This is a genomic window from Martelella sp. AMO21009 (assembly GCF_053484295.1).
This window is the reverse complement of record NZ_JBAKFR010000002.1, coordinates 214,496-240,905: the sequence shown is the minus strand read 5'-3', so window position 1 is coordinate 240,905 and position 26,410 is coordinate 214,496. Positions and strand designations below refer to the sequence as shown.

At 63.0% G+C, this 26,410-nt stretch carries 22 protein-coding genes; 16 read left to right on the top strand and 6 right to left on the bottom strand.

Going from position 1 to position 26,410, the window contains the following annotated elements; all coding sequences use genetic code 11:
* The first annotated feature begins 118 nt into the window (after nt 1-118).
* A complete protein-coding gene (locus V6766_RS03360) occupies nt 119-2,176 on the top strand; it encodes a M3 family metallopeptidase (protein WP_448463581.1) in 2,058 nt (685 codons plus the stop codon).
* A 4-nt stretch (nt 2,177-2,180) separates the two neighbouring features.
* On the opposite strand, the gene V6766_RS03355 is transcribed toward V6766_RS03360, so the two are convergent.
* Both V6766_RS03355 and V6766_RS03350 read right to left on the bottom strand, forming a co-directional pair.
* The gene (locus tag V6766_RS03355; RefSeq protein ID WP_448463579.1) at nt 2,181-3,107 is read right to left on the bottom strand and encodes a carbohydrate kinase family protein; all 927 of its coding nucleotides are present in this window, start codon (nt 3,105-3,107) and stop codon (nt 2,181-2,183) included.
* A gap of 36 nt (nt 3,108-3,143) precedes the next feature.
* Nucleotides 3,144-3,839 carry an orotate phosphoribosyltransferase gene (locus V6766_RS03350; protein WP_448463577.1) on the bottom strand — a complete coding sequence of 232 codons (696 nt, stop codon included), beginning with the start codon at nt 3,837-3,839 and terminating at the stop codon, nt 3,144-3,146.
* A gap of 390 nt (nt 3,840-4,229) precedes the next feature.
* Here V6766_RS03350 and phoR point away from each other — a divergent pair, with 390 nt between their 5' ends.
* The 7 genes from phoR to phoB all read left to right on the top strand — a co-directional run bounded on the left by phoR (nt 4,230) and on the right by phoB (nt 11,762).
* A complete protein-coding gene (phoR, locus tag V6766_RS03345; RefSeq protein WP_448463910.1) occupies nt 4,230-5,465 on the top strand; it encodes a phosphate regulon sensor histidine kinase PhoR in 1,236 nt (411 codons plus the stop codon).
* A gap of 127 nt (nt 5,466-5,592) precedes the next feature.
* Nucleotides 5,593-6,636, top strand: a complete 1,044-nt coding sequence (locus V6766_RS03340) for a substrate-binding domain-containing protein (RefSeq protein WP_448463575.1) — start codon at nt 5,593-5,595, stop codon at nt 6,634-6,636.
* A gap of 68 nt (nt 6,637-6,704) precedes the next feature.
* Entirely contained in the window at nt 6,705-8,186 is a 1,482-nt protein-coding gene (gene pstC / locus V6766_RS03335; RefSeq protein WP_448463573.1) for a phosphate ABC transporter permease subunit PstC, read from the top strand.
* Nucleotides 8,183-9,511: a phosphate ABC transporter permease PstA gene (gene pstA / locus V6766_RS03330; protein WP_448463571.1), complete on the top strand. Its 1,329-nt coding sequence runs from the start codon at nt 8,183-8,185 to the stop codon at nt 9,509-9,511. Before pstC ends, pstA begins: the two co-directional genes overlap by 4 nt.
* Before the next feature lie 9 nt (nt 9,512-9,520).
* Complete coding sequence (pstB, locus tag V6766_RS03325; protein ID WP_448463569.1) at nt 9,521-10,324, top strand: phosphate ABC transporter ATP-binding protein PstB; 804 nt, start codon at nt 9,521-9,523, stop codon at nt 10,322-10,324.
* A gap of 12 nt (nt 10,325-10,336) precedes the next feature.
* Entirely contained in the window at nt 10,337-11,056 is a 720-nt protein-coding gene (gene phoU, locus V6766_RS03320) for a phosphate signaling complex protein PhoU (RefSeq protein WP_448430528.1), read from the top strand.
* A gap of 22 nt (nt 11,057-11,078) precedes the next feature.
* Nucleotides 11,079-11,762: a phosphate regulon transcriptional regulator PhoB gene (gene phoB, locus V6766_RS03315; protein WP_448463567.1), complete on the top strand. Its 684-nt coding sequence runs from the start codon at nt 11,079-11,081 to the stop codon at nt 11,760-11,762.
* Nucleotides 11,763-11,865: 103 nt separating this feature from the next.
* Here phoB and V6766_RS03310 read toward each other — a convergent pair whose 3' ends face one another.
* Entirely contained in the window at nt 11,866-13,470 is a 1,605-nt protein-coding gene (locus tag V6766_RS03310) for a flavin-containing monooxygenase (protein WP_448463565.1), read from the bottom strand.
* 276 nt (nt 13,471-13,746) lie between these two features.
* Between V6766_RS03310 and V6766_RS03305 the strand changes: the two genes are divergently transcribed.
* The 7 genes from V6766_RS03305 to V6766_RS03275 all read left to right on the top strand — a co-directional run bounded on the left by V6766_RS03305 (nt 13,747) and on the right by V6766_RS03275 (nt 22,448).
* On the top strand, nt 13,747-15,225 hold the full coding sequence (locus V6766_RS03305) for an NAD-dependent succinate-semialdehyde dehydrogenase (protein ID WP_448463563.1): 1,479 nt from the start codon (nt 13,747-13,749) through the stop codon (nt 15,223-15,225).
* Complete coding sequence (locus V6766_RS03300; protein WP_448463561.1) at nt 15,225-16,457, top strand: iron-containing alcohol dehydrogenase; 1,233 nt, start codon at nt 15,225-15,227, stop codon at nt 16,455-16,457. The genes V6766_RS03305 and V6766_RS03300 overlap by 1 nt, the downstream gene beginning before the upstream one ends.
* A 195-nt stretch (nt 16,458-16,652) precedes the next feature.
* Nucleotides 16,653-17,189 carry a DUF1176 domain-containing protein gene (locus V6766_RS03295; protein ID WP_448463559.1) on the top strand — a complete coding sequence of 179 codons (537 nt, stop codon included), beginning with the start codon at nt 16,653-16,655 and terminating at the stop codon, nt 17,187-17,189.
* A 97-nt stretch (nt 17,190-17,286) separates the two neighbouring features.
* Nucleotides 17,287-17,988, top strand: a complete 702-nt coding sequence (locus tag V6766_RS03290) for a sulfate transporter family protein (protein WP_448463557.1) — start codon at nt 17,287-17,289, stop codon at nt 17,986-17,988.
* Nucleotides 17,989-18,100: 112 nt separating this feature from the next.
* On the top strand, nt 18,101-18,958 hold the full coding sequence (locus V6766_RS03285; RefSeq protein ID WP_448463555.1) for a D-amino-acid transaminase: 858 nt from the start codon (nt 18,101-18,103) through the stop codon (nt 18,956-18,958).
* 345 nt (nt 18,959-19,303) lie between these two features.
* Nucleotides 19,304-20,446 carry a TAXI family TRAP transporter solute-binding subunit gene (locus V6766_RS03280; RefSeq protein ID WP_448463553.1) on the top strand — a complete coding sequence of 381 codons (1,143 nt, stop codon included), beginning with the start codon at nt 19,304-19,306 and terminating at the stop codon, nt 20,444-20,446.
* Between the two features lie 10 nt (nt 20,447-20,456).
* On the top strand, nt 20,457-22,448 hold the full coding sequence (locus V6766_RS03275) for a TRAP transporter permease (RefSeq protein ID WP_448463551.1): 1,992 nt from the start codon (nt 20,457-20,459) through the stop codon (nt 22,446-22,448).
* Nucleotides 22,449-22,519: 71 nt separating this feature from the next.
* On the opposite strand, the gene V6766_RS03270 is transcribed toward V6766_RS03275, so the two are convergent.
* Both V6766_RS03270 and arfB read right to left on the bottom strand, forming a co-directional pair.
* Nucleotides 22,520-23,131 (bottom strand): alpha-ketoglutarate-dependent dioxygenase AlkB family protein, encoded by a 612-nt coding sequence (locus V6766_RS03270; protein ID WP_448463549.1) that lies wholly within the window; start codon nt 23,129-23,131, stop codon nt 22,520-22,522.
* A gap of 5 nt (nt 23,132-23,136) precedes the next feature.
* Nucleotides 23,137-23,574 carry an alternative ribosome rescue aminoacyl-tRNA hydrolase ArfB gene (gene arfB, locus V6766_RS03265; RefSeq protein WP_448430199.1) on the bottom strand — a complete coding sequence of 146 codons (438 nt, stop codon included), beginning with the start codon at nt 23,572-23,574 and terminating at the stop codon, nt 23,137-23,139.
* Between the two features lie 242 nt (nt 23,575-23,816).
* Here arfB and V6766_RS03260 point away from each other — a divergent pair, with 242 nt between their 5' ends.
* A complete protein-coding gene (locus V6766_RS03260; protein WP_448463547.1) occupies nt 23,817-24,257 on the top strand; it encodes a glyoxalase superfamily protein in 441 nt (146 codons plus the stop codon).
* Nucleotides 24,258-24,580: 323 nt separating this feature from the next.
* Here V6766_RS03260 and V6766_RS03255 read toward each other — a convergent pair whose 3' ends face one another.
* On the bottom strand, nt 24,581-26,188 hold the full coding sequence (locus tag V6766_RS03255; RefSeq protein WP_448463545.1) for a phosphoenolpyruvate carboxykinase: 1,608 nt from the start codon (nt 26,186-26,188) through the stop codon (nt 24,581-24,583).
* Nucleotides 26,189-26,410: the final 222 nt, after the last annotated feature.

The following is a 26,410-nucleotide window of genomic DNA, read 5'->3' as shown; positions in this document are numbered from 1 at the left end:
GGATATTAATAAGCATCGCTTACTATTTTTTCAGGAGACAATCAAGGTCCTTGCCTTGAAGCCGCGTCTGCCGCACACACATGTTACGCCGCCAGCAGCATGAAAGGACCGATGCGACATGACCGACACGATCAACAGCGCGCTCATCCGCTGGGAGGGATTTTCCGGACTGCCCGAATTCGACCGCATCGCGGACGGCGATTTCATTGCGGTCTTCGAGTGGGCGATGGCCGACCATGACCGCGAGATCGAGGCGATCGCGGCCAATCCGGATGCCCCCGACTTTGCCAACACGGTCGATGCGCTGGAGGTCTCCGGCGATGCGCTGTCGCGGGTCAGTGCGGTGTTCTTCACAAGGGCCGGGGCAGACACCAATCCCGAAATCCAGAAGATCGAGCGCGAGATCGTGCCGAAACTCTCCAGCCACTACTCCGCGATCGGCGCCAACAAGGCGCTGTTCCAGCGCATCGACACGCTCTGGCAGGCGCGCGATGGTCTGGGGCTCACCGGCGAGCAATTGCGCGTTCTGGAACGTCACTGGAAGGGCTTTGTCCGCTCCGGGGCGCAGCTTGAGGGCGAGCAGCAGGAACGGCTTGCCGCCGTCAATCGCCGGCTTGCCGAACTCGGCGCCGCCTTCGGCCAGAACGTGCTGGCCGACGAGAGCGACTGGGCGATGTTTCTGACGGAGGAAGACGAGCTTGATGGCCTTCCCGATTTTCTGATCGACGCGATGGCGGGTGCTGCCAGCGAGCGCGGCCGCGAGGGCCAATATGCCGTCACCCTGTCGCGCTCGATCGTCGAGCCGTTCCTCACGCTCTCGGCCTGCCGCGACCTGCGCGAAAAGGCGTTCAAGGCCTGGACCGCGCGCGGCCTTTCCGGCGGCGAGCACGACAACCGCGCGATCATGAAGGAGACGCTGGCGCTCAGGGCGGAAAAGGCAGCCCTCCTCGGCTACGAGAATTTCGCCGCGCTGATGCTCGACAATACCATGGCCAAGACCGCCGAAGCGGTCGACGCGCTGTTGATGGATGTCTGGGAAAAGGCCGTGAAGGCGGCGGCCGCCGATGAAGCGGAACTGCGCGAACTGGCGGCGGAGGAAGGCTATAATGGCGATATCGAGGCCTGGGACTGGCGCTATTACGCCGAGAAGCTAAAGGCCCGGAAATTCGATTTCTCCGAGAGTGAGGTAAAGCCCTATCTCCAGCTCGAGAAGATTATCGAGGCCTGTTTTGCTGTGGCCGAGCGCCTGTTCGGCATTCGCGCCGTGACGAAGCCGGATGTGAAGGCCTATCATCCGGATGTGCGGGTCTATGAAATCCGCAATAGCGACGATGACTTGATCGCGCTGTTCCTCGGCGACTATTTCAACCGTACATCGAAACGCTCGGGCGCCTGGATGAATGCGCTGCAGAGCCAGCACCGCCTGACACTGCCGAACGGCGATCAGGGCGAAATCCCGATCGTCATTAATGTCTGCAATTTCGCCAAGCCCGCCGCCGGAAAGCCGGCGCTGCTGTCGCTGGATGATGCCCGCACGCTGTTCCACGAATTCGGCCATGCGCTGCACGGCATGCTGTCGGATGTCACCTATCCGTCCGTCTCAGGCACCGGCGTCGACCGCGATTTCGTGGAATTGCCCTCCCAGCTCTACGAACACTGGCTGACCACGCCGGAAGTGCTGAAGACCTATGCGCTTCACGCCGAAACCGGCGCGCCGATGCCGCAAGCGCTGATGGACAAGGTGCTTGCCGCCGCGACCTTCGGTCAGGCCTTCGCCACCGTCGAATACACCGCCTGCGCGATCGTCGACATGCGCCTCCACACGGCAGAACACCCGCCGGCCGACCCGGTGGCGTTCCAGGATGGCGTGCTCAACGCGATCGGCATGCCGAAGGCGATCGCGATGCGCCATGCCATCCCGCATTTCCTGCACATCTTCTCGGGCGATGGCTATTCCGCAGGATATTATTCCTACATGTGGTCCGAAGTGCTCGACGCCGACGCGTTCGAAGCCTTCGAGGAGGCGGGCAACGTCTTCGATCCGACGACCGCCGGCAAGCTCAAGTCGGAAATCCTCACCAAAGGCGGCTCGGTCGCCCCCGAAGAGGCCTATGAAGCCTTCCGGGGCCGCATGCCCGGCCCCGAGGCAATGCTGAAGGGGCGCGGGCTGGTGTGAAGCTCTAAAGCCCGATTTCGTGGGCGAAGGGCGGGTTGGCGCCGGCGCGGGATACGGTGACGGCGGCGGCCTTGGCGCCGAGCGCAAGGGCGTCGCGGATGGCGTCGGCGGAAAGCGTCTTCACCTTGTCCTTGGTCAGCAGGCCGGCGAGGTCGAGCGAGGCGAGGATGCCGGCGTCAAACGTGTCGCCGGCGCCGACAGTGTCGACCACCTCGACCTTTTCGCTCGCCACCTCGACCTTCTGCGTGGCGGTGTAGCCGATCGTGCTGTCGCCGCCGCGGGTCACGACAACGAGGCTGGCACCGGCTGCAATCCAGTGGCGGGCCTTGTCGTCGAGCGAACCTTCCAGCCCGAACCAGTCGAGATCCTCGTCGGAGAATTTGAGAATATCGGCTTTCGCCGCCATCCGCTCGATCCGGGCGCGGTGCTTGTCGGGGTCGGTGATGAAGCTCGTGCGGATATTGGGGTCGAGCGAGATCACGCGCTTTTCCGCCTCCCGCATCAACAGCGCCTCATAGGTGGAGCCGCAGGGCTCCGGGATCAGGCTGATCGCGCCGAAATGCATGGCGCTGCAATCATCGCCGATTTTCGGCAGATCGGCCTCGGTGATCATCCGGCCGGCGGTGTTCTCGTCATAGAAGGCGTAGCTCGCCGCGCCGTTCACCAGCTTGACGAAGGCGAGCGTGGTGGGGCGGTCGGAGGTGGCGACATAGGAATGGTCGACATTGGAGGCGTCGAGTTTTTCGCGGATGATGTCGCCCATCAGGTCCGATGACAGGCCGGAGAAGAAGCCGGTGGGCCGGCCAAGCCGGGCCAGCGCCACCGCCGTGTTGCAGACCGCGCCGCCGGCATAGGGCGAAAACGCCGGCTCGCCCTTTGTGGTTTCACGGGGCAGCATGTCGATAAGGGCTTCGCCGCAGCAAAGGATCATTGTCTTCTCCCAGTTCGTTTTATCGCGTTCGCGGCGTCAGGCGGGCAGTTGGTCAATGCCGCCGCGCGCCTTGGACCATGCCATCGGCTGGTCGAGAAAATCGGCGACGGAATCGAGCGCCTTGTCATTAAACAGTTTCTTCTCGCGCGCCACCGCCAGAACGTTCTGCCAGGTCGCGATATAATGAAGGTCAACGCCGCCATCGGCGAAACGTTTCCCGGCTTCGGCGAAAATATCATAGTAGAACAGCGCCATGCCGTGGTTCACGATGCCGCCGGCATTGCGGATCGCATCGATGAAGTTGAACATCGAACCGCCCGCCGTGGTCAGGTCCTCGATCACCAGCACCCGCGCGCCTTCCGGCATATGGCCCTCGATCTGCGCGTTCTTGCCATAGCCCTTCGGCTTCTTGCGGCAGTAGATCATCGGCAGGTCGAGGCGTTCGGCGAGGAAGGCGGCGAAGGGAATGCCCGCCGTCTCGCCGCCGGCCACGCAGTCGAACTGCTCGAAACCGGCCTCGGCCATGATCTTGGCGGCCGCGAAATCCATCAGCGTGGAGCGGATGCGCGGAAACGAGATTAGCCGGCGGCAGTCGATATAGACCGGGCTAACGAGGCCGGAGGAGAGCTTGTAGGGCTCGTCGGGCGAGAAATGCACCGCCTCGATCTCCCACAGCATCCGGGCCATCAGGTCGGCCATTACGTGCGGCTCGGCAAAACTCGCGCTGGTCATCTCGGGTTCCTTTCGTCTGGCCGCCCTGTCTGTGGCCTGTCTTTGGCTTGTCCGTGCCCTGTCCGGAGGGAAAAATCAATCGCCTGCCGCGGAAAGAGAAGGGGCGGCGGGCCGAAGATAGCGAAATGGCGGGCCGCTGCAATGATGTTGGCCGGCTTTCGGGAATTTCCAACAGTGAAAAGCGGGGCGTGGGGTGGGGCTTTGCAACGTATAATCTCCTCTCCGGGGCGGAGAGGTCGCTGTTGCAAGGCCCCTGGAAAGCGTAGGGATGCGGCTATTGTCAGTCATGCCCCGCCATCCTTCGATTATTTTCCCGTCATCAATATTCCTGTTACAAAATGCGTATAGTAGGCGCAATTCAGGAGATTTCGGGAGCATCGGGTGAACCGTGTGGAAGGCATTCTGAGCGGCATTGCCTCGCGCATGGCCGCGGCGCGGTTCGTGTTGTTGGCGACGACGGCCGTGGCGCTGCTTGCGTTTTTTTATGGTGCGCTGCCGACATTCGCCGTCATTGCCGCCTGGCTCGTCATCTGCATTGCCGCCATTGTCGGCATCCGCCCTCGGATGGCGGCTGAGGAAGAGGCTGTCCCCGACAGGCTGGAGACCACGCTCGCCTTCGATTTCGGCGACCTTCCCGGCCTGCTCGATGAAATCGACCTTGCGATCTATCTTCTGGCGCCTGACGGCACGGTGCTGTTCCAGAACCGCTCGGCGGGCGACACCTTCGGAAAATTCCCGCTTGGCTCGCACATTTCGGCGCGCATGCGCGCGCCGGGCGTGCTCGACATTATCCGCGATACGCTGGCAAACGGCAGGGTCAACCAGATCGAATATTCCGAGCGGCTGCCCTCCGAGCGCGTCTATCTGGTGCGCAGCGCCCCGGTTTCCGATGCCGAAAGGCCGGTATTCATGCTTGTGCTGCGCGATGTCTCCGAGGCGCGAAGAATCGATCGCATGCGTTCCGATTTCGTCGCCAATGCCAGCCACGAGCTCAGGACCCCGCTCGCCTCGCTGCGCGGCTATATCGAAACGCTGCAGGGACCGGCCAAGCATGATGTGAAGGCGCAGGAGCGGTTCCTGCCGATCATGCTCGATCAGGCAACCCGGATGAGCCGGCTGGTGGATGATCTCATGAGCCTGTCGCGGCTGGAGGCCAAGGCACATCTGCCGCCGGACCAGACGGTCACGCTCAACGCCGTGCTCGGCCATGTCCGCGACAGCCTGCTGCCGCTCGCCGAAGAACTCGAGGTTTCGATCCACCTGTTCATGCCCGAGGAGCCGGTGACGGTGAACGGCGACAAGGACGAACTGGTGGAAGTGTTCGAAAACCTGATCGAAAACGCCTGCAAATACGGCTCCGAGGGCGGCAGGGTCGAGGTCTATCTCAAGCCGCTGTCGCCCTCCGGCGCCGAGGTTTCCGTGGTCGATCACGGCCCCGGCATTCCCTCCGAACATGTGCCGCGGCTGACTGAGCGCTTCTATCGCGTCTCGGTGGCAGACAGCCGTTCGAAGAAGGGCACAGGCCTTGGCCTCGCCATCGTCAAGCACATCCTCACCCGCCATCGCGCCCGGCTCTCGGTCAAATCCGAAGTCGGCCAGGGAACGACCTTCACCGTCCGGTTCTGACGGCGTCGACAAAGTGAAATCCCTATGTTTTCATAGGCATAGACTGTCATAAAACTGAAGTAAAAATGACATAAAACCGGGGCAACCCGAAGAGGGTCCTGCAAAGCCGCAAGAGGCGCGCCCAGCCATGAAGCCATTCTTTCTGCCGATCGTCGTGCTTTCCGCCGCGCTTGCATTCTCCGCGCCGGCGATGGCGCGCAGCCAGATCCAGATCGCCGGTTCCTCCACCGTTCTGCCCTATGCCAAGATCGTTGCGGAGACCTTTGGCGAGATCTATCCCGACTACAAGACGCCGATCGTGGAATCGGGCGGCTCGTCTGCGGGGCTCAAGGAATTCTGCAAGGGCGTCGGCCCGCGCACCATCGATATCGCCAATGCCTCGCGACCAATGCGCGAGGGCGAGCGCGAAAACTGCGCGAAAAACGGCGTCACCGGCATTTCCGAGATCGTGTTCGGCTATGACGGCATCGTGTTCGCCACCGACGCGGCGATGGAACCGATGGCGCTGACGCCGCTCGATCTCTATCACGCGCTCGCCGCCGAACTGGTGATTGACGGCGAGCTGGTGCAAAATCCCTATACCCGCTGGTCGGAGGTCAATCCGGCGCTGCCCGACAGCGAAATCACCGCCTATATACCTGGCGAAAAGCACGGCACCCGCGAGGTTTTTGAGGAAAAGGTGCTGGCGGTCGGCTGCGAGGAAGCGGGCGCGGTCGAGTTCCTTACTGAAGAATTCGGAAAGAAGCAGGGCGAGCAAAAATGCATCGCCGTGCGCAAGGATGGCCGCGCGCCGGGCATTGACGGCGATTACACCGAAACGCTGGCGCGGGTGGCCGCTAATCGATCCGCGCTCGGCGTCTTCGGCCTGTCCTTCTACGACAACAATACGGACAAGCTGAATGTGGCGACGATCGACGGCGTCACGCCGACGCTTGAAACCGTCGGATCCGGCGAATACCCGGTGTCGCGGCCGCTCTATTTCTACGTCAAGAATGCCCATGTCGGCGCGATCGCTGGCCTCAAGGAATATGTCGATTTCTTCCTGTCCGACGACATGGCCGGGCCTTACGGGCCGCTGGCAGAATACGGCCTGGTGCCGGCCTCCGCAGCCGAGCGGGCTGCGACGAAGGCTGCTTTCGACGAGGGCGTAACGGCGCAGCAGACGCAGTAGCGCCAATGTGAAATTCAATGCCCGCCGGTGGCGGGGCAATGGGGTTTCAGGCCCCGGATGGTCCGAATATGCATGTGTTTTTGATCATACTGGCGCTTATCGTGCTGTTTGGCGCAGGCGCGTTCTTTGCCGCCCGCGCCAAGGCCTATGCGCTGGCCGATGCCGGGCGGATCAACTCCCGCCCCAGCCATCACGCAAGCTTCGTGACGATCGCGACCGTCATTCCGGCCGTGCTCCTGATGGCGGTGTGGATGGTGGCGAGCCCGCTCCTGATCGGCGCGGAAATCCGCGAAGGTTTCCCCGAAAGCGTGAAGGAACAGCCGGCCTCGGCCCAGAGCCTCACCTTCAACACCGTCACCTCGGTCGCCTACGGTCTACGCCAGCTTCCCGAAACGGCGCGCGAACGCGTTGCGGAAGATTCCAGCCAGCTCCGCGCGGTGCTTGCAAGAAGCGGCATTCCGCTGGCCTCCAATCCACAGCCCTTCGTGCTTTCCTCGGCGGAGCGGATGAACGCGCTTTCGGCGAAAAGCAGCTACGCCATGGCCGCCGCCGTGCTGGCCGTCGCGCTTGTCTCGCTGGCGCTATCCTTCCGCGCGGTCAAGCCGCAGTTCCAGGCCCGCAACCGCGTCGAACAGGTGGTGCTCGGGGCCCTGCTTCTCGCCTCCACCATCGCGATCCTGACGACGATCGGCATCGTGCTGTCGATGCTGTCGGAATCGCTGCGCTTCTTCGCCCAGGTTTCGCCGATCGATTTCTTCTTCGGCACGGTCTGGGACCCGCGCTTTGCCGCCGCCGGCGAAACCGCCTCGCCCGGACAGTTCGGCCTGATCCCGCTTCTGGCCGGCACGATCTATATTTCCGCGGTGGCGATGGCGGTTGCCGTGCCGATCGGGCTCTATGCCGCGATCTACATGTCGGAATATGCCTCCGGCCGCCTGCGCGCCATTGCCAAGCCGCTGCTGGAGGTGCTCGCCGGCATTCCGACCATCGTCTACGGTTTCTTCGCGCTGATCACGGTCGGCCCGCTGCTGCGCGATATCTCGGTGGAGCTGAACGGGCTGTTCACCGGCAATTACCGCAATTTCATCGAGGCGCAGTCGGTGCTGACCGCCGGCGTGGTGATGGGAATCATGCTGATCCCCTTCGTCTCGTCGCTCTCCGATGACATCATCAACGCCGTGCCCGACAGCCTGCGCAAGGGTTCGCTCGGGCTTGGCGCCACGCAATCGGAGACCATCAAGCGGGTGGTGCTGCCGGCGGCGCTGCCCGGCATTGTCGGCGCGCTGCTTTTGACGGCATCGCGCGCAATCGGCGAGACCATGATCGTGGTGCTCGCCGCCGGCGTCGCCGCCAATCTGCAGATCAACCCGTTCGAGCCGATGACGACGGTGACGGTCAAGATCGTCAACCAGCTCACCGGCGACCTCGAATTCAACACGCCCCAGACGCTGGTGGCCTTCGCGCTCGGGCTGACGCTGTTCGTGATCACGCTCTGCCTCAATGTCTACGCGCTCTATGTCGTGCGCAAATACCGGGAGCAGTACGCATGAGCGAGACCTTCTCCAATCCGAACGAGGCGGAGGATTTCCGCCGCCGGGTCACCGAGACCCGCCGCAAGGGGCTGAAACGCCGCCACCGCGCGGAGAAACGCTTCCGCGTGTTCGGCTTCCTGGCGATCTTCGCCGGCCTGTTCTTCCTGGCGGCGCTGCTGTTCTCGGTCGCCGGCAAGGGCTTTTCCGCGTTCCAGCAGACCACGATCACCCTGCCGATCACGTTTTCGGAGCAGGTCATCGACCCCGAGGGCCTGCGCAATGAAAACCCGCGCCTGCTTCTGACCGCGAACTATCCGGCTCTGGTGCAGGACGCGCTGGCGAAAACGCTCGATCTCGATCCGGCCAATGCCGCCGAGATGCGTGAAGCCATGCGGCTCGTCTCTCGCTCGGCCCGCGTCGACCTGCGCGATGTCGTGATGGACGACCCGTCGGTGATCGGAAGGACCGTTGACGTGAAACTGCTAGCGGCCGCCGATATCGATTCCGCCAACAAGGGCCAGATCGATCTCTCGCTGCCCGAAACCAGCCGCCGCGTCTCGGATCAACAGGCCGCCTGGATGGCGGAGCTGAAGGCCGAGGGGCGCTTGCATAAGAGCTTCAACACCGGCTTCTTCACCCACGGCGCATCCTCGCGTCCGGAATCGGCCGGCATCGGCGTCGCCTTCGTCGGCACGCTCTACATGATGGGCATCGTGCTGGCGCTGTCCCTGCCGCTTGGCGTGGCGTCGGCAATTTATCTGGAGGAATTCGCGCCGAAGAACCGGTTCACCGATATTATCGAGGTCAATATCAACAATCTCGCCGCCGTGCCGTCGATCGTCTTCGGCCTGCTCGGCGTGGCGCTGTTCATCGGCTTTCTCGGCCTGCCGCGCTCGGCCGCACTCGTCGGCGGGCTGGTGCTGACGCTGATGACGCTGCCGACGATCATCATCGCCACCCGGTCGGCGCTGAAGGCCGTGCCCCCCTCGATCCGTTCGGCAGCGCTCGGCGTCGGCGCGTCGAAAATGCAGGCGGTGTTCCACCATGTGCTGCCGCTTGCCATGCCCGGCATCCTGACCGGCACGATCATCGGTCTTGCCCGCGCGCTCGGCGAAACCGCGCCGCTGCTTCTGATCGGCATGGTCGCCTTCGTCGCCGATTATCCCTCAAGCCCGCTCGATCCCTCCACCGCGCTTCCAGTGCAGATCTACATGTGGGCGGGCGAAGCCGAGCGCGCCTTTGTGGAACGCACCTCTGCGGCGATCATCGTGCTGCTGGTGTTCCTGATCCTGATGAACCTGACCGCGGTCATTCTCCGCCGCCGCTTCGAGCGGCGCTGGTAGGAGACGACAATGACCCTTGATGCGAAAAGAACAATGAGCGGAAACATGAACGAACAAAGCTACAAGATGGCCGGCAAGGATGTTTCCGTCTATTACGGGCAGAAGCGGGCGCTGTTCGACGTCAATCTCAATATCCGCCGCAATGCCGTCACCGCGCTGATCGGCCCGTCGGGCTGCGGCAAGTCGACCTTTCTGCGCACGCTCAACCGCATGAACGACACGATCGAGAATTGCCGGGTCACCGGCACGATCACGCTCGACGGCGAGGACATCTACACCTCCGGCATCGACGTGGTGGAACTGCGCGCCCGCGTCGGCATGGTGTTCCAGAACCCCAACCCGTTTCCGAAATCGATCTACGAGAATGTCGCCTATGGCCCGCGCATCCATGGTCTGGCCCGCCACCGTTCGGATTTCGACCGGATCGTCGAGACCAGCCTGCAGAAGGCCGGCCTGTTCAACGAGGTCAAGGACCGCCTGCACGAGCCCGGCACCAGCCTTTCCGGCGGCCAGCAGCAGCGGCTCTGCATCGCCCGCGCCATTGCTGTCAGCCCCGAAGTGATCCTGATGGACGAACCGTGCTCGGCGCTCGACCCGATCGCGACCGCGCGCGTGGAAGAGCTGATCAGCGAGCTGAAGCAGAACTACACCATCGTGATGGTGACCCATTCGATGCAGCAGGCCGCCCGCGTTTCCGAACGCACGGCGATGTTCCACCTCGGCTACATGGTCGAGGAGGACGACACCGACACGATTTTCACCAATCCCGCGGACCAGCGGACCCAGGACTACATCATGGGCCGGTTCGGTTAAGGAGACGCACAGATGGCACACTCGCATATCATATCGGCCTTCGACGAGGAGCTGAAATATCTCCAGCGCCGGATCTCCGAAATGGGCGGCATGGCGGAAGAGATGGTCTCGCAATCCGTCGTGGCGCTGGTCAACACCGATACCGAGCTCGCCGAAAAGGTGATCGCCGAGGATCTGGCGCTGGACGATGCCGAGCGCGAGGTCGGCGAAAAGGCGATCGTCACCATCGCGCGGCGCCAGCCGGTGGCGGCGGACCTGCGCGAAATCATGGGCGCGATCCGGATCGCCGCCGATCTCGAGCGCGTCGGCGACATGGCCAAGAACACCGCCAAGCGGGTGATTTCGGTGCAGGGCACCGGCGTGCCGCGCAAGCTCGCTCACGGCATCGAGCACCTGTCGGAACTGGCGCTGCTCCAGCTCAAGGAAGTGCTCGACGCCTACACCTCGCGCCAGGCCGACAAGGCCAACTCGATCCGCGAGCGCGACGAGGAGATCGACGCGATCTACACCTCGCTGTTCCGCGAGCTTCTGACCTACATGATGGAAGATCCGCGCAACATCACCACCTGCACGCATCTTCTGTTCTGCGCCAAGAACATCGAGCGCATCGGCGACCACGCCACCAATATTGCTGAAATGATCTACTACATCGCCACCGGCTCGCAGCCGCAGGGAGAACGCCCGAAGGACGACATGTCGCCCTCGGTCGGCTCCGGCGAAAGCAAGTCCTGAAACCATTTGACAGAGGCACGAGATGGTTCCGAAGATTGCAGTTGTCGAAGATGAAGAAGCGCTGAGCGTTCTGCTGCGCTACAACCTTGAATCGGAAGGCTATGAAGTCGAGACGATCGCCCGCGGCGACGAGGCCGAACTGAGGCTCCAGGAACGGGTGCCGGACCTTCTTCTGCTCGACTGGATGCTGCCCGGCGTCTCCGGCATCGAGCTCTGCCGCCGGCTCAGGATGCGGCCGGAAACCGAGCGCCTGCCGATCATCATGCTGACGGCGCGCGGCGAGGAAAGCGAGAAGGTTCGCGGCCTTGCGATCGGCGCCGACGACTATGTCGTCAAGCCGTTCTCGACGCCGGAACTGATGGCGCGCGTCAAGGCGATCCTGCGCCGGGCCCGGCCGGAAGTGCTCTCCAGCGTCTTGAAATGCGGCGATATCGAGCTTGACCGCGAGACCCACCGCGTCCATCGCAAGGCCAAGGAAGTTCGCCTCGGGCCGACCGAGTTCCGGCTGCTCGAATTCCTGATGACCTCGCCCGGCCGGGTGTTCTCGCGCTCCCAGCTTCTCGATGGCGTCTGGGGCCACGACATCTATGTCGACGAACGCACCGTCGACGTCCATGTCGGCCGGCTGCGCAAGGCGCTCAACTTCTCGCAGATGCCCGACGTGATCCGCACCGTGCGCGGGGCCGGCTATTCGATGGAAGTGTGAGGGGCCGCATGGCCCCTGCTACTTCGCCCTTTGAGATGAGATCGTACGCCGGAACATCCATTGAATCGAAGTCCGGTCAATCCCGTGCCTTCGACGTTCGGGATCAGCGGACTTCGAAACCGCGGTAATTGTCGTCGCGGATGGCGTTCATTTCGGTCATGTAATTGCCCATGCCGCCCATATACCACATCGAGGTGCGGGGCTTGCCGGGAATGTTGGCGCCGTTGATCCAGCTATCGGTAACCTCGAACAGCGTGCCGGCCATGCCTTCCTGGCACACCCGCACCCAGTCGTCCTGGGCCTTTTTGCTGGTCTCGATGATGCCGTTGCCCTGTTCGGCCTTTTCGATCAGGGTGCACAGGAAGTCGACCTGCCATTCATGCACCAGCGGCTGGCTGGTGAAGGGGCTGAACGGGCCGAACACCATCAGAAGGTTCGGAAAACCGGCGATCGACATGCCGGCATAGGCGCGCGGGCCTTCCTTCCAGGCGTCCTTCAGGCGCACGCCGTCGCGGCCGATCGTGTCGATCTTCAGATAGTTGCCGGTCATCGCGTCGAAGCCGGTCGCCATGATCACCACGTCGAGTTCCAGCTCCCTGCCGCCGACGATCAGCCCGTTTTCGGCGTAGCGCTCGATCGGCTCGGCCTTGACGTCGTGGAGGGTGACATTGTCGCGATTATAGGTCTCGTAGTAATTGTCGGCGGCCAGCGGACGCTTGGCGTAATAGTCGCGCGGGGTCAGCTTGCGGGCGGTCTCCGGATCCTTGACGATGGCGTCGATCTTCGACTTGATGAAATCGGTCGCCGTCTTGTTGGCTTCGGCGGTCACCGGAATATCGGAGAAGGTTTCGAGCAGGAAGCTGAAGCCGTTGCCCTTCTGCCACGCCTTCTCATAGACCCGGCGGCGCTCTTCCTCATCCACCTCGAGCGCGGACACGGTGCTTTCGTCGAAGCCGAAAACCGCAGCCGTGCTCAGCGCCCAGTCGCGGAAGCCATGCGGATCGGCCTTGATCTTCTCGCGCGTTTCGGCCGGGAAGGGGCCGATGCCGAGCGGCACCACCCATTGCGCGGTCCGCTGCAGCACATGCAGATGGCCGACCTTGTCGGCGAGCGCGGTGATGATCTGGATGCCGGTCGAGCCGGTGCCGACCACGCCCACGCGCTTGCCTTCCAGATCGGGCGCGGTGTCCGGCCATTTCGAGGCGAGCAGGACCTCGCCTTTGAACTTGTCCTGGTCGGGAAATTGCGGGGCATAGGAGGAGGAGAGAAGCCCCACGGCCTCGATCACATATTTTGCCTTCACCGTATCGCCGGCCGTGGTGGTCAGAAGCCAGCGGCCCTCATCCTCTTTCCATTCAGCGCGGGCGATGCGGGTGTTGAAATGGATCGAGCGCTTCAGGTCGTGCTTGTCGGCGACCGCGTTCAGATAGTTCAGCACTTCAGGCTGCTTGGCATAGCGCTCCGACCATTCCCAGTTCTGGAACATGTCGAGGTCGAAGGAATAGGTGTAGACGGTCGATTCGGTATCGACCCTGCAACCCGGATAACGGTTCCAGTACCAGGTGCCGCCGACGCCGCCCGCGTCATCGAAGGCTTCCGCCTTCATGCCGAGCTCGTTGCGCGTCTTGTGCAGCGCATAGAGCCCGCCGACGCCCGCGCCGATGATGGCAACATCGAGCTCCAGCTGTTTGTGCGATACAGCGTTCATTCTGAAACCTCCCATTCTCGTCAAATCTTGCGGCGGCAAACCGTCCGCCGGTCTTTATCGTGAAACCGGCGCCTGGCCAGAAACCGGATTCCTGCTGCGGCGAAAAATGCGTCGCAGCCCTCGCTTTCACACACTCATATGGTATTACGGTATTATCGGCAATCGGCGAGCTGATGCAAAATGCCCTTGTCATGATCATATTCCTATAATACCGTAATACGACCATATCGAACATGAAGGCAGTTCGCAGCGCCGCTTCACCAAGGATCGCATGACATGAACACGCAAGGCCCGCTCTCCATGGATCACGACGCTCTGATGCCCGACCGCAGGCTTTATATCGGCGGGGCCTGGGTGGAAGGGGCATCGGAGTTTCAGGTAATGAACCCGGCAAACGGCCGGCCGGTCGCCTCGGTGTCGCATGCGACCTCGGCCGAGGCGCTGGCCGCGCTCGATGCGGCGGCCAAGGCCCAGCCCGGCTGGGCAAGGCTTGCGCCGCGCGCCCGCGCCAATCTCATGCACAAGGCCTACCGGCTGATGCTGGAGCGGGAGGACGCCTTCACGAAGATCATGACGCTCGAAAGCGGCAAGCCGCTGACGGAATCGCGGGCGGAATTCCTGCTGTCAGCCGATTTCCTGTTGTGGTTCGCCGAGCAGAGCGCCCATCTGCACGGCTCCTATTCCGACAGTTCCAACGGCGATTTCCGTGTCGTGATCAAGCACCAGCCGATCGGGCCGTGCCTGCTGATCACGCCCTGGAACTTCCCCCTGCTGATGATCGTGCGCAAGGCGGGCGCGGCCCTTGCCGCCGGCTGCACCACGATCACCAAGACCGCGCAGGAAACCCCGCTGACGGGCGCGCTGTTTACCCAGGTGCTGCATGATGCCGGCTTTCCGGCAGGCGTCGCCAATCTGCTGCACACGACCAAATCCTCCGGCGTCTCCGAACCGCTTTTGAGGGACAAGCGTTTGCGCAAGGTCTCGTTCACCGGCTCCACCGGGGTGGGAAGCCTGCTGATGGAACAGGGCGCGCGCAACATTCTCAACTGTTCGATGGAGCTTGGCGGCGATGGCCCGTTCATCGTGCTCGATGACGCCGATATCGATCTCGCCGTCGACCAGGCGATCATCTGCAAGTTCCGCAATGCCGGCCAGGCCTGCGTTGCCGCCAACCGGATCATCGTCGACGCCTGCGTGGAGGCCGAATTCACCGAGAAATTCGTGGCCAAGGTCAAGGCGCTGAAGGTCGGCGACGGCATGGGGGCGGTCGATGTCGGGCCGATGATTTCGGCCAGGCAGCGCGACAGGCTGGGCGACGCCCTGAAGCAACTCACCGATGCCGGCGGCCAGTTGCTGGCCGGCGGCAGGCCGATGGCGGGCGAGGGCTATTTCTTCGAGCCGACGGTGGTGCGGTTTGAGGGCCGCAACGAAGTGATGTGCTCGAACGAGTTGTTCGCCCCGATCGCCGCCATTTTCGCGGTCGATGGTCCGGAGGCCGCGCTCGCCTTTGCCAATGAAAGCGATTTCGGCCTGGCATCTTATGTGTTTACAAGGGATCTGTCGCGGGCGCTCACCTTCGGCGAGCGGTTGGAATTCGGCATGGTCGGCATCAATCGCGGAATCATGGCCGATCCCAAGGCGCCGTTCGGCGGCACCAAGGCCTCGGGCATCGGGCGCGAGGCCGGGCAGGAGGGGATCTATGAGTTCATGGAGCAGAAATACATGGCGGTCACGGTCAACGAGGCGCTGAGCTGATGACGATGGAGAATGTTCTGGGGCTCGGCCTCGTGCGCCAGCCGAAAACGGTGCTGTTCGGCCCCGGCCAGCGCCGCCAGCTCGGCCGCTATGCGCGCGGCTTCGGAACCCGCGCGCTGGTGGTCACCGACGCCCGCATGGCGACGACCCCGGAATTTGCAGCACTTGCGAGCGATCTGCGCGAATGCGGCCTCGCGGTCACGGTCTATGATCAGGCCGAGCCGGACCTGCCGCGCGGCAACGTCATGGAGGTCGCGGAGATGGCGGGCGCTGCCGACGTCATCATCGGGGTCGGCGGCGGGTCCTGCATGGATCTCGCCAAGGCGGCCTCGGTCGTGTTCGCCCATGGCGGCGATGTCCGCGACTATTTCGGCGAGTTCGCGGTGCCGGGGCCCTGCATCCCGGTGATCACCATCCCGACCACCGGCGGAACAGGCGCGGAGGTGACAAGCCTCGCGATCGTGTTCGACGAGGAGACGGGCATGAAGATGGCGGTCGCCGATGCCCATATCGAGCCCGCGATCGCGATCATCGATCCCGAACTGACGCTCACCTGCCCGCCCGGCCTGACGGCGGCGACCGCCGCCGACGCGCTGTCGCATCTGGTCGAGGCCTATACCGCGACACCGAAGAACCCCACGGCGGAGCAGATCGAAACCCAGATCTATGTCGGGAAGAACCGGATCACCGACATGTTCTGCGAGAAGGGGCTCAGGCTGATGAACCGCTCGCTTGCGCGCGTGGTCGAAAACCCCGCCGATCTCGCCGCGCGCTCGGATGTGATGTTCGCCGCCTATTGCGCGGGCATGGCGATCAACACGACGGGCACGGCGGCAGCCCATGCGATCCAGAGCCCGATGGCCGCGATCGGCCATACGCCGCACGGTTTCGGCGTGGGCGCGCTGCTGCCCTATGTGATGCGGCTGAACTTGCCCTATGCAACGGTGGAATTCGCGGAGATCGCGCATTGCCTCGACGTCGCCGACAGCGCCGCCTCGCCGGAGGAGAACGGCCGCGCCGCAATCGAGCGAATCGAGGCGCTGCTGGAGCAGACCGGCACGCCGCTGGAACTGAAATCGCTCGGGATCGAGGAGCGCCATTTCGACCAGATCGCCCGCTCGGCGGTGAAGGCGACCCGGCTGGTGCTCAACAATCCCGCGCTGCTCACCGAGGACGCGGTCCGCAAGGTGCTGGCCCGGGGCCTTGCCGGCGACCGGAGCTGGTGGGCGTAGGCCGGCTTCGCCAATATTCGGTTTGCGCGCCTGATGCCTTGGCAGGGCCGCCCCGCCGCTTCTGGCCGATCCCGCAGCAACCTCTTGTTTTCCATAAGCAATCGCTCAAAAAATGCCTTTCGCACACGTCACAATTTGGGCGTGAACGCCGCGCCATTGTCGCCGCGCTGTCAATGTGCAGAAAGGAAAACACTCATGAAAATGCGTTCACTTGTCTATGCGGGGTTGGCGGCCTCGGTGGTTGGCGTGCTTTCGCTCCAGACCACGGCTTCGGCGGCGGAAGTGCTTAATACCGGGGCCACCTGGAACGCGGCCTGCGACGCCGCCATGACCTGCCGGCTGACGACCAGCGACCTGCCGGCCAATGACGGCGGACTGGCGATCCCGTCCTTCGTGCGGACCAGCGGCGCGAAAGCGCCGGTCATGATGGTGCTGCCGACGATTGACGGCTGGGACACGCTTGCCAAGGATGGCAAGTTCACCATTTCGGTTGATGGCGAGGAGGTTTCCTCCATCAAGGTCAGCCAGCTTAAGCAGGATGACGCCGAGGGCGGCTATGTGACCACCGATCCGAAGATTGTCCAGCCGGTGCTGGCGGCGGCAAAGGTCGGCGAGGACGAAATCATGGTGACCTATGAAGGACCGGAAACCCAGGAAGTGGCCACTGCCGACCTCACCGGTTTCCGCGAAAGCCTCGAATGGCTGGCCCAGCAGCAGCACCGCGGCTCCTGAAAGGCGCTTGTTTCAGGTGAAAAGCCACACTACATCGCGCAGGAAGCCTTGCGCGGTGTAGCCAAGGCCGGTCCTTGCCTGCATGCCGGAGCCGACCATGCTGATAGATGCCGCCCGCCGGGCGCTTTACGATCTGATCGACCCGAAGATGCGCGCCATCCTGTGGAAGGTGCTCGGCCTTTCGCTGCTCTGCCTGATCGGGTTATGGGTCGCGATCCGCAGCCTGTTCATGTGGCTTGCCGTTCCTTGGCTTCAGAACCTGTTTCCGACCATGCCGGAATGGACCGGCTGGATCACCTTCGTGTTGTTGATCTTCGCCGCGGTCGGGCTGGCGCTTGGCCTTGCGCTGTTGATGGCGCCGGTTTCCGCGCTGGTAGCCGGCATCTTTCTTGACGAGGCGGCGGAGCATATCGAGCGCAATCATTATCCCGACGATCCGCCCGGCGAGGCGCTGCCGGTCTTCGCCGCGATGAAGGAGGCGCTGGCCTTTCTCGGTGTCGTCATCATCGGCAATATCTTCGCGCTGCTTCTGCTGCTGGTGCCGGGCGTCAACCTGATCGCGTTTTTCATCGTCAACGGCTATCTGCTCGGCCGCGAGTTCTTCGAATTCGCGGCGATGCGATTCATGAGCCCGCCCGAGGCCAGGGCCTTCCGGCGCAAGCGCGGATTGACGGTGTTCCTCGCTGGCCTCGTCGTCGCCGGCTTCGTGGCGATCCCGATCGTCAATCTCGCGACCCCGCTGTTCGCCACCGCCTTCATGATGCACCTGTTCAAGCGTATGGATCCGGCAAAGCCGTGATTTGTGCGGAAAAATGATTTCCATTCGCAACAAACTGCGAATATTTCGCGCTTGAATCGAATCCTGCGAGCCGCTATGACGTTTTTATACCACGAAAACGCAGGAGCGCGCGATGAGCCGTATCGTTTATCTCAACGGAGAATGGCTGCCCGAGGAAGAGGCCAAGGTCTCGATCTTCGATCGCGGCTATGTGTTTGCCGACGCGATTTACGAGGTCACCTGCGTTCTAGATGGCAAGCTGCTCGATTATGACGGTCATGCCGCGCGGCTGAAGCGCTCGACCAAAGCCATCGGCATCGCCATGCCGACCGATGACGACACGCTGCTTGCGCTCCATCGCGAGATCGCCAAGCGCAACGACATGACCGAGGGGCTGATCTATCTGCAGGTCTCGCGCGGCAACCCCGGCGACCGCGACTTCATGTTCGAAAAGAACATGACCCCGACCTTCTCGATGTTCACCCAGAAGAAGAATGTGCTCGGCGCGGCAACGGGCAAGAACGGCATCACCGTGGTCACGGTCGAGGATCTGCGCTGGGGCCGCTGCGACATCAAGACCGTGCAGCTTCTCTATCCGAGTCTTGCCAAGATGGAGGCCCATGAAAAGGGCGCCGACGATGCCTGGATGGTCAAGGACGGCTTCATCACCGAGCAGACCTCGGCAACCGCCTATATCGTGACTGCGGACGACGTCGTCGTCACCCGCCCGCTGTCGCGCGAAATCCTGCCGGGCATCACCCGCGCCACCGCGCTGGAAATCGCCGCTCGCAACGGCTTCAAGGTGGAAGAGCGCGCCTTCACGGTGGAAGAGGCGAAGGCCGCGAAGGAAGCCTTCTACACCTCCGCCAGCAATTTTGTGACCCCGGTCATCGCGATCGACGGCCATAAGATCGGCGACGGCAAGCCGGGCGAAACCAGCCTCAAGCTGCGCGACCTCTATATCGCCGACCGGCGGGCGAACGCGATCTAAAGCCTTTCAGGCTTATGCGCGCGTCAAAGCGCATGGCGGCTGAAGCCTCGCGGTCAGGTTCAAGCCCCCGTTCTCGCTATCTGACAGGCTTCTTTTGTGGGGCTCCATTTTTCGGGCTCTGGAAGGTCTTCCACTCTGGGCGGCTCCACGGGGCCGCCCTTTTCGTGTTTCCGCACGCCCGCCTTCCCTGTATCCGGCAACGCACCCATTCCGCCAGGCGAAATGCATCTGGATTGAAATATCCCGGAAACGCAAGTCATCCTAGTTTCGGCGCGGGACGGCAGAAAGGCCGCGATTGCGCTGGCCATGCCAAGGAGTCAGCCAAAATGACGAGGAGGAAAACCAATGAAACGATTTGCGCGCATGGCGCTCGGTGCACTCTGCCTGGTGGCGGGAGGCGCGGTCGCCGCCGATGACACCATAACGCTGCCGAAAACGCTGGTGTGGACCAGCTTCGACACCGGCAGTCTTGGCTATAACCAGTCGATCGCGGTCGGCAAGGCGCTGGAGGATGCCTATGGCATTTCGCTGCGCGTGCTGCCGGCCTCCACCGACCTTTCACGCATTGCGCCGGCGCGCGAGGGCCGTGTGCCGTTCGCGCTCGCCGGCAGCGATGCCTTCTACGCTTTCGAGGGCGTGCTGAGCTATGCCACGCCCGAACTCGGGCCGCAGAAACTGACGGCCGTGGATCTCGCGGGCGCTGATAATGGCGTGGCCATGGGCGTTGCCGAAAATGGCGACATCAATTCGATCCAGGACCTGAAGGGCAAGAAGATCGGCTGGGTGGTGAGCTCGCCCTCGCTTCAGTCCAATGTCCGGGCGTTTCTGGCCTTTGGCGGCCTTACCGTCGATGATGTCGAGCTTGTCGATCAGCCGAGCTATGGCGGCGCCTGGCAGGCGTTCACCAGCGGACAGATTGACGCGATGACGGCGGTGACCTCCGGCAGCGGCGTGCTGGAACAGGCGGCGGCCTCGCCGCAGGGCCTGAAATGGCTGCCGCTGCCCTTCTCCGACAAGGAAGGATGGGAGCGCCTGCAGGCCGTCAACCCGCACTTCACCCAGCGCAAGGCCACCGTCGGCGTCCATATCGACGAGGACCATCCGCTGGAATGCGCGGGTGTGCCCTATCCGGCGCTGATCACCTACACAGCGCCTGAGGACCTGGTCTACAACGTCACCAAGGCGATCGACCTGCAGGCCCCGGTCTATTCCAAGATGCAGTCGGGCACGTCCGGCTGGGCCGCAGACCGCCAGGTGTTCGACTGGGTCGTGCCGTATAATGCCGGCGCCATCGAATACTACAAGGAGGCCGGCGTCTGGACGGACGAGATCCAGAAGCACAATGATGACCTGGTCGCCCGCGGCAAGGTGCTGCAGGATGCCTGGGCCACGATGGAAGGCGAAAGCGGCGACGGTTTTGCCGAGAAGTGGATGCAGGTGCGCGCCGATGCGCTGGAAGCAGCGGGCTTCCCGGCTTATTTCAGGTAAGAGAATAAGAATGTCCGAACCGGAAAAGATCTATCATGACGGCGAGTCTACGCCGACTCGCCATCTCCCCGGTCCGGCGCGATGGGCGGTCAGGGTCTTTACCCTGATCCTCCTCGTGCTCGGCACCAACCAGACGTTTAATCTCGGATCGCATTTCGGTTTCACGATCCTCGAAAACCAGTATTTCTATCTCGTGCTGGCGCTCGCCATCCCGATGGTGTTTCTGCTGATTCCCGGCTTCGGCGGCAACACCGCCAGGGGCCCTGGCATCATCGACTGGACGCTTGCCGCGATCACCGTCGGCACGCTCGCCTATTTTGTCATCCATTCCTATGACATCGTGTTGCTCGGCTGGGAAATGTCGCCGCCTCAAACTGCGGTGATCTTCAGCGCGATCCTGTGGGTGCTCATGCTCGACGCCGGCAGGCGCGCGGGCGGGCTGATCCTCGGTCTGATCGTGCTGTTCTTCTCGGCCTATCCGCTGTTTGCCGACAGGATGCCGGGGCCGATCTCGGCGTTCTCATCGCCGTTTTCCTATGTCGCCGCCTATCACGCGATGAGCCTTGAAAGCATGCTCGGCATTCCGCTGAAGGCGTTCGCCAATCTCGTGTTCGGCTTCGTCGTGTTCGGCGCAGCACTGGAACATACCGGCGCAGGCCGGTTCTTCATCAATCTCGCCTTCGCGCTTCTCGGTCACGTCCGCGGCGGACCGGCCAAGGTCGCGATCCTTTCGAGCGGGCTGATGGGCTCGCTTTCGGGCAGCGTCGTCACCAATGTGCTGACCACCGGCGTCATGACCATTCCGGCCATGCGCAGGGTCGGCATGAAGGGCACGATGGCGGCCGGGATCGAGACCTGCGCCTCGACGGGCGGCGTGCTGATGCCGCCCGTCATGGGGGCCGCCGCCTTCGTCATGGCGGATTTCCTGCAGGTGCCCTACGCCACGATCGCGGTGTCTGCCGCGATCCCCGCCTTCCTCTATTTCATAGGCCTGTTCATCCAGATCGACGCGCGCGCCGCGCGTGACGGGCTGAAGGGCATTCCGGTCGAGGAACTGCCGAAGCTGAAACAGACTCTCAAGGAAGGCTGGCACCATGTCTTCGCCTTCGGGCTTTTGACCTTCATGCTGCTGGTGATGCAGAACGAGCAATATGCGCCGTTCTATGCAACTGCCGCGCTGCTGGTGATCAACCAGATCGTCTCGAAGACCGATCGCTGGGGCAAAAAGGAACTGCTGCACTTCATCGATTCGCTTGGCCGACTGTTCGCAACGCTCGCCGCAACCCTTGCCGCCGTCGGCATGATCGTCGGCGGGCTTTCGATGACCGGCCTTGCCGGCACGCTCGTCAACGACCTGCTGTCGATTGCCGGCGACAGTCCCCTGCTGCTCCTGATCATGGGCGCGCTGACGAGCCTCGTGCTCGGCACCGGCATGACGGCGACGGCGTGCTACATCTTCCTCGCGGTGATGCTGGCGCCGGCGCTGATCCAGGTCGGGCTCGATCCGCTGGCCTCGCACCTGTTCATCTTCTACTGGGGCATGCTGTCCTTCATCACGCCGCCGGTGGCGCTCGGCGCGTTCGCCGCCGCATCGGTCGCCAACACGCCGCCGATGCGCACCGGCTTCGAGGCCATGAAGATCGGCAGCATCGTCTATTTCATCCCGTTCTTCTTCGTGTTCGATCCGGCGCTGATCGGCCATGGAAGCTGGGGCAATATCGTGGTCTCGCTGATGCTTGCCCTGTTCGGGGTATGGATGTTCGCGGGCGGCATCCAGGGCTATATCATGGGCATCGGTCCGGTGTTCCGCGACAGCCCCTATGCCTGGGTCCTCAGGCTGCCGCTGCTGATCGGCGCGATCCTGATCGCGCTGCCGGGCGAGGCGATCGCAGGCATCGGCGATCTCGAACTGCTGGGAATCGGTCTTGCGGTGATGTCACCGGTGGTGATCGCCGCGCTGATCCAGAACCGCCGCGGGTTAAGCCCGACGGGCGCGGTGTGAACACAGCCTCCCAAGGCGCGCCGGCGGGTCATGCCCGCCGGCTTTTTTGTGTGCGGTGACAAGTAGGCGCGCTACGCCGTCACCCGCCGCAGTGTCAGATTAATCCGGCCGCCGTTCTTCAGAAGCGTCGAGGTGCCAGGATAGGTGCGGGTGACGCCGTGGAAGGCGAGGCGGCTTTTGCCGGCAAGCAGGACGATATCGCCGCTCTTGAGCTTCAGCGACACCGTCTTGCCGCCCCGCTGGGTCCCTCCGACGCGGAACAGGCAGGTATCGCCGAGCGAGACCGAGAGCACGGGCGCGTTGAAATCGGCCTCGTCGCTGTCCTGATGCAGGCCCATCTTGGCGCTCTCGTCATAGAAATTGACGAGGCAGGCCTCGGGCGGGCGCTCGTAATCGGCAAGCGTGTCCCAGAGGTTCAGTAGGCTTGCCGGCATGGGCGGCCACGGCCTGCCGGTCACCGGATGGGTTTCCTGGTAGCGGTAGCCGCGCTGCTTGTCGGTGACCCAGCCGAGCGCGCCGCAATTGGTCATCCTCACCGACATCGGCTTGCCGGTGCGCGGCATGGTTGGCACATAGAGCGGGGCGTCCGCGACCACGGCACGGATTTCGGCGACCAGCGCCTCCTGGGCGGCGCGGTCGAGATAATCCGGCAGGTAGCGGAAACCCTCGGGCAGGTCGGTCATGGCGGTTACTCGTCGGGTGCGGGCTTGCCGCGCATCTTCTTGATGGCGCCGCGTCCGGTCTTGGCCTTCAGCCGGCGTTCGATCGAGCCCTTGGTGGGTCTGGTCTTGCGGCGTCTGGGCGGCGGCGGGGCGGCAGCGGCGAGGATCAGTTCCTTCAGCCGCTCGCGGGCATCCTCGCGGTTGCGTTCCTGGGAGCGAAACCGGTTGGCCTCGATCATCAGTACGCCCTCCTTGGAGAGCTTGCGACCGGCAATGCGCGCGGCATTGCGCTTGACCGTGTCGGAGAGCGAGGGCGAGGCCGTGAGCGGAAAGAACAGCTGAACGCCGGTCGCGACCTTGTTGACATTCTGCCCGCCGGGCCCGCCCGACAGCACGAACTGCTCGGTCAGCTCCCAGCCGAAAATGGTGATCCGGTCGTTGATGATGAGATCGCTTGAGGCCATGGCTGGCGTTATCTCACGCCCCACCCTGCCCTTCAAGGCTGCGCGCCTTGCTTGACGCGGAGAAAAAACCGGCGTACCGAGCAGGAACGGCAAGGGACGCCGGCCGCCCGCGGGTTTGTTGAAGCCTATGGTGAAGTGCCCGTTGAACCGATGAGCGAGTTTTGCAAACCTTGCGCATTCGCGTTTCAGGCAATGCGGGCACCGGAACACCATAAAAGCGAATGCGAAGGAAAGACTTCGCAATGCCCCATACACCTCTCCCCGCCCTTGAGACGCTCAAGGATCAGGCGAAACGCCTGCGTTCCCGGCTGGCCCAGGAAGGCCAGACCATCAGCCACTCCCGCGCGCTGGAACTGGTTGCCGCGCAATACGGCTTTCGCGACTGGAACACGCTGCATGCCAGGGTCGGCAACCGGCCGCCGCTCAATCCATGGATGCTCGGCGCGCGCGTCAGCGGCACCTATCTCGGTCATCCGTTCACCGCCGAGGTGATCTCCGTGCAGGCGATCCAAAACAGGCCGGGCTACTACCGGCTGACGATGAAGTTCGACGAAGCGATCGATGTGGTCACCTTCGACAGCTTCTCGGCCTTTCGCCGCCGGATCAACTGCACCATCGACGAAACCGGCCGCTCGCCGGCAAAGACATCGGATGGACGCCCGCATGTGGAACTGTCCTGGTAGCTGGTGATCACGAAAAAACGACAAATGCCTGAGCGACTTCAGTGCCCAGGTATCCAGTTTGTTGACGAACCTATCCTTAAACTCGGCGTCACCCTCGGGCTTGACCCGAGGGTCCAGGCAACGCGGTAAGGATTCGCAATAAGTCCAATGAAGTTCAATGGCTTAAGTCGCCTGGATGCTCGGATCAAGTCCGAGCATGACCCCTGAGAGGAGAGGGCCATCCCCGCCAACACCTCGCATTTGGAAATACTGCAGAAGCCCGAATACCCGGACGACCTCAGTCGCCCGGGTATCGCCCCCCTCTTTAAGGTCTCGCCTGTCTCTCAGGCCGCGGCCAGCACGCCCGGGGAAGCCGCCTTGACGCCGGCGTCCACATGGTCCTCGAACTTGGCGAAGTTGGCGACGAACATGGCGACCAGCTTCTTGGCCTGCGCGTCGTAGGCGGTCGGGTTCGACCAGGTGCCGCGCGGGTTGAGGATGGCGGCATCGACGCCCGGCACCGCGACCGGCACCTCGAAGCCGAAATTGGCATCGGTGCGGAATTCGACCTCGGCCAGACGGCCCGACAGCGCTTCGGCCAGCATGGCGCGGGTCTGGCGGATCGGCATGCGCGAACCGGTGCCATAGGCGCCGCCGGTCCAGCCGGTGTTGACCAGCCAGCACTGGACGCCGTGTTTGGCGATCAGCTCTTTCAGGAGATTGCCGTATTCGGTCGGGTGACGCGGCATGAACGGAGCGCCGAAACAGGTCGAAAACGTCGCTTCAGGCTCGGTCACGCCCTTCTCGGTTCCGGCAACCTTGGCGGTGTAGCCCGACAGGAAGTGGTACATTGCCTGTTCGGGCGTGAGCTTCGCGATCGGCGGCAGCACGCCGAAGGCATCCGCCGTCAGCATGATGACGGTCTTGGGATGCGGCGCGAGACCTGTGCGCGAGGCGTTGGGAATGAAATCCAGCGGATAGGCGCAACGGGTGTTTTCCGTCAGCGAGCCATCATCGAAATCGGGCTGGCGGTCGGCGTCGAGCACGACATTTTCCAGCACCGTGCCAAAACGCTGAGTCGTGGCGTAGATTTCGGGCTCGGCCTCCGCCGAAAGCCGGATGGTCTTGGCGTAGCAGCCGCCCTCGAAGTTGAACAGGCCATCCTTGCCCCAGCCATGCTCGTCATCGCCGACCAGCGTGCGCGCCGGATCGGCCGAAAGCGTGGTCTTGCCGGTGCCCGACAGGCCGAAGAACACGGCGGCATCGCCATCCGGGCCGACATTGGCCGAGCAGTGCATCGGCATCACGTCGCGTTCCGGCAGCAGGTAGTTGAGCACGGTGAACACCGACTTCTTCATCTCGCCGGCATAGGAGGTGCCGCCGATCAACACCAGGCCGTTGACCAGATCGCAGGCGATCACGGTTTCGGTGCGGCAGCCATAGCGTTTCGGATCGGCCGAAAACGACGGCAGGTTGATGATCGTCAGCTTCGCCTCGAAATCCTCGACCTGATCGCGATCCGGGCGGATCAGCAGGTTGCGGATGAACTGGGCGTGCCAGGCATATTCGGTGATCACCCGCGTCGGCAGGCGGTTGGCCTCGTCGGCGCCACCGATCAGGTCCTGGACGAACAAATCCTTGCCGGCGGCATGGGCCAGCATGTCGGCCTTCAGAAGCGCGAAATGCTCCGGCGACATCGGCTTGTTGTTATCCCACCAGATCTGGTCGCGGGTGGTATCGTCGCAAACCACGAACTTGTCCTTGGCCGACCGGCCGGTGTGCTGGCCGGTAAGCGCGCGCAGGGCGCCGCCGGCGGTCAGAACCGCTTCTCCACGACGGATCGATTCCTCGCAGAGTTCGGCCGGAAGGAGGTTGTAATAGACCGATTTCAGGTCTTTCAGACCCGCGCTCTCGACCGGAAAGCTGCGATTGTAGATTCCATGCTCCGCCATGTTCTCGCCTTTCAAGAGAAATTCAATTTTTTAAAAACATATTAAATAAATTCGCATCCGACAACCGGGGATGTCGCAAAATCTAATGAAATCAGTCATTTAATCGATTAAAGAAAATCTATGCATGACAGTGTTATGAAATTTATCCTGCTTTCTCATGATCTTAACTGCTCATCCGCGTTGGGCCGCGGCTCGATTTAAAACGCGGTGTCAGCGCCGAGG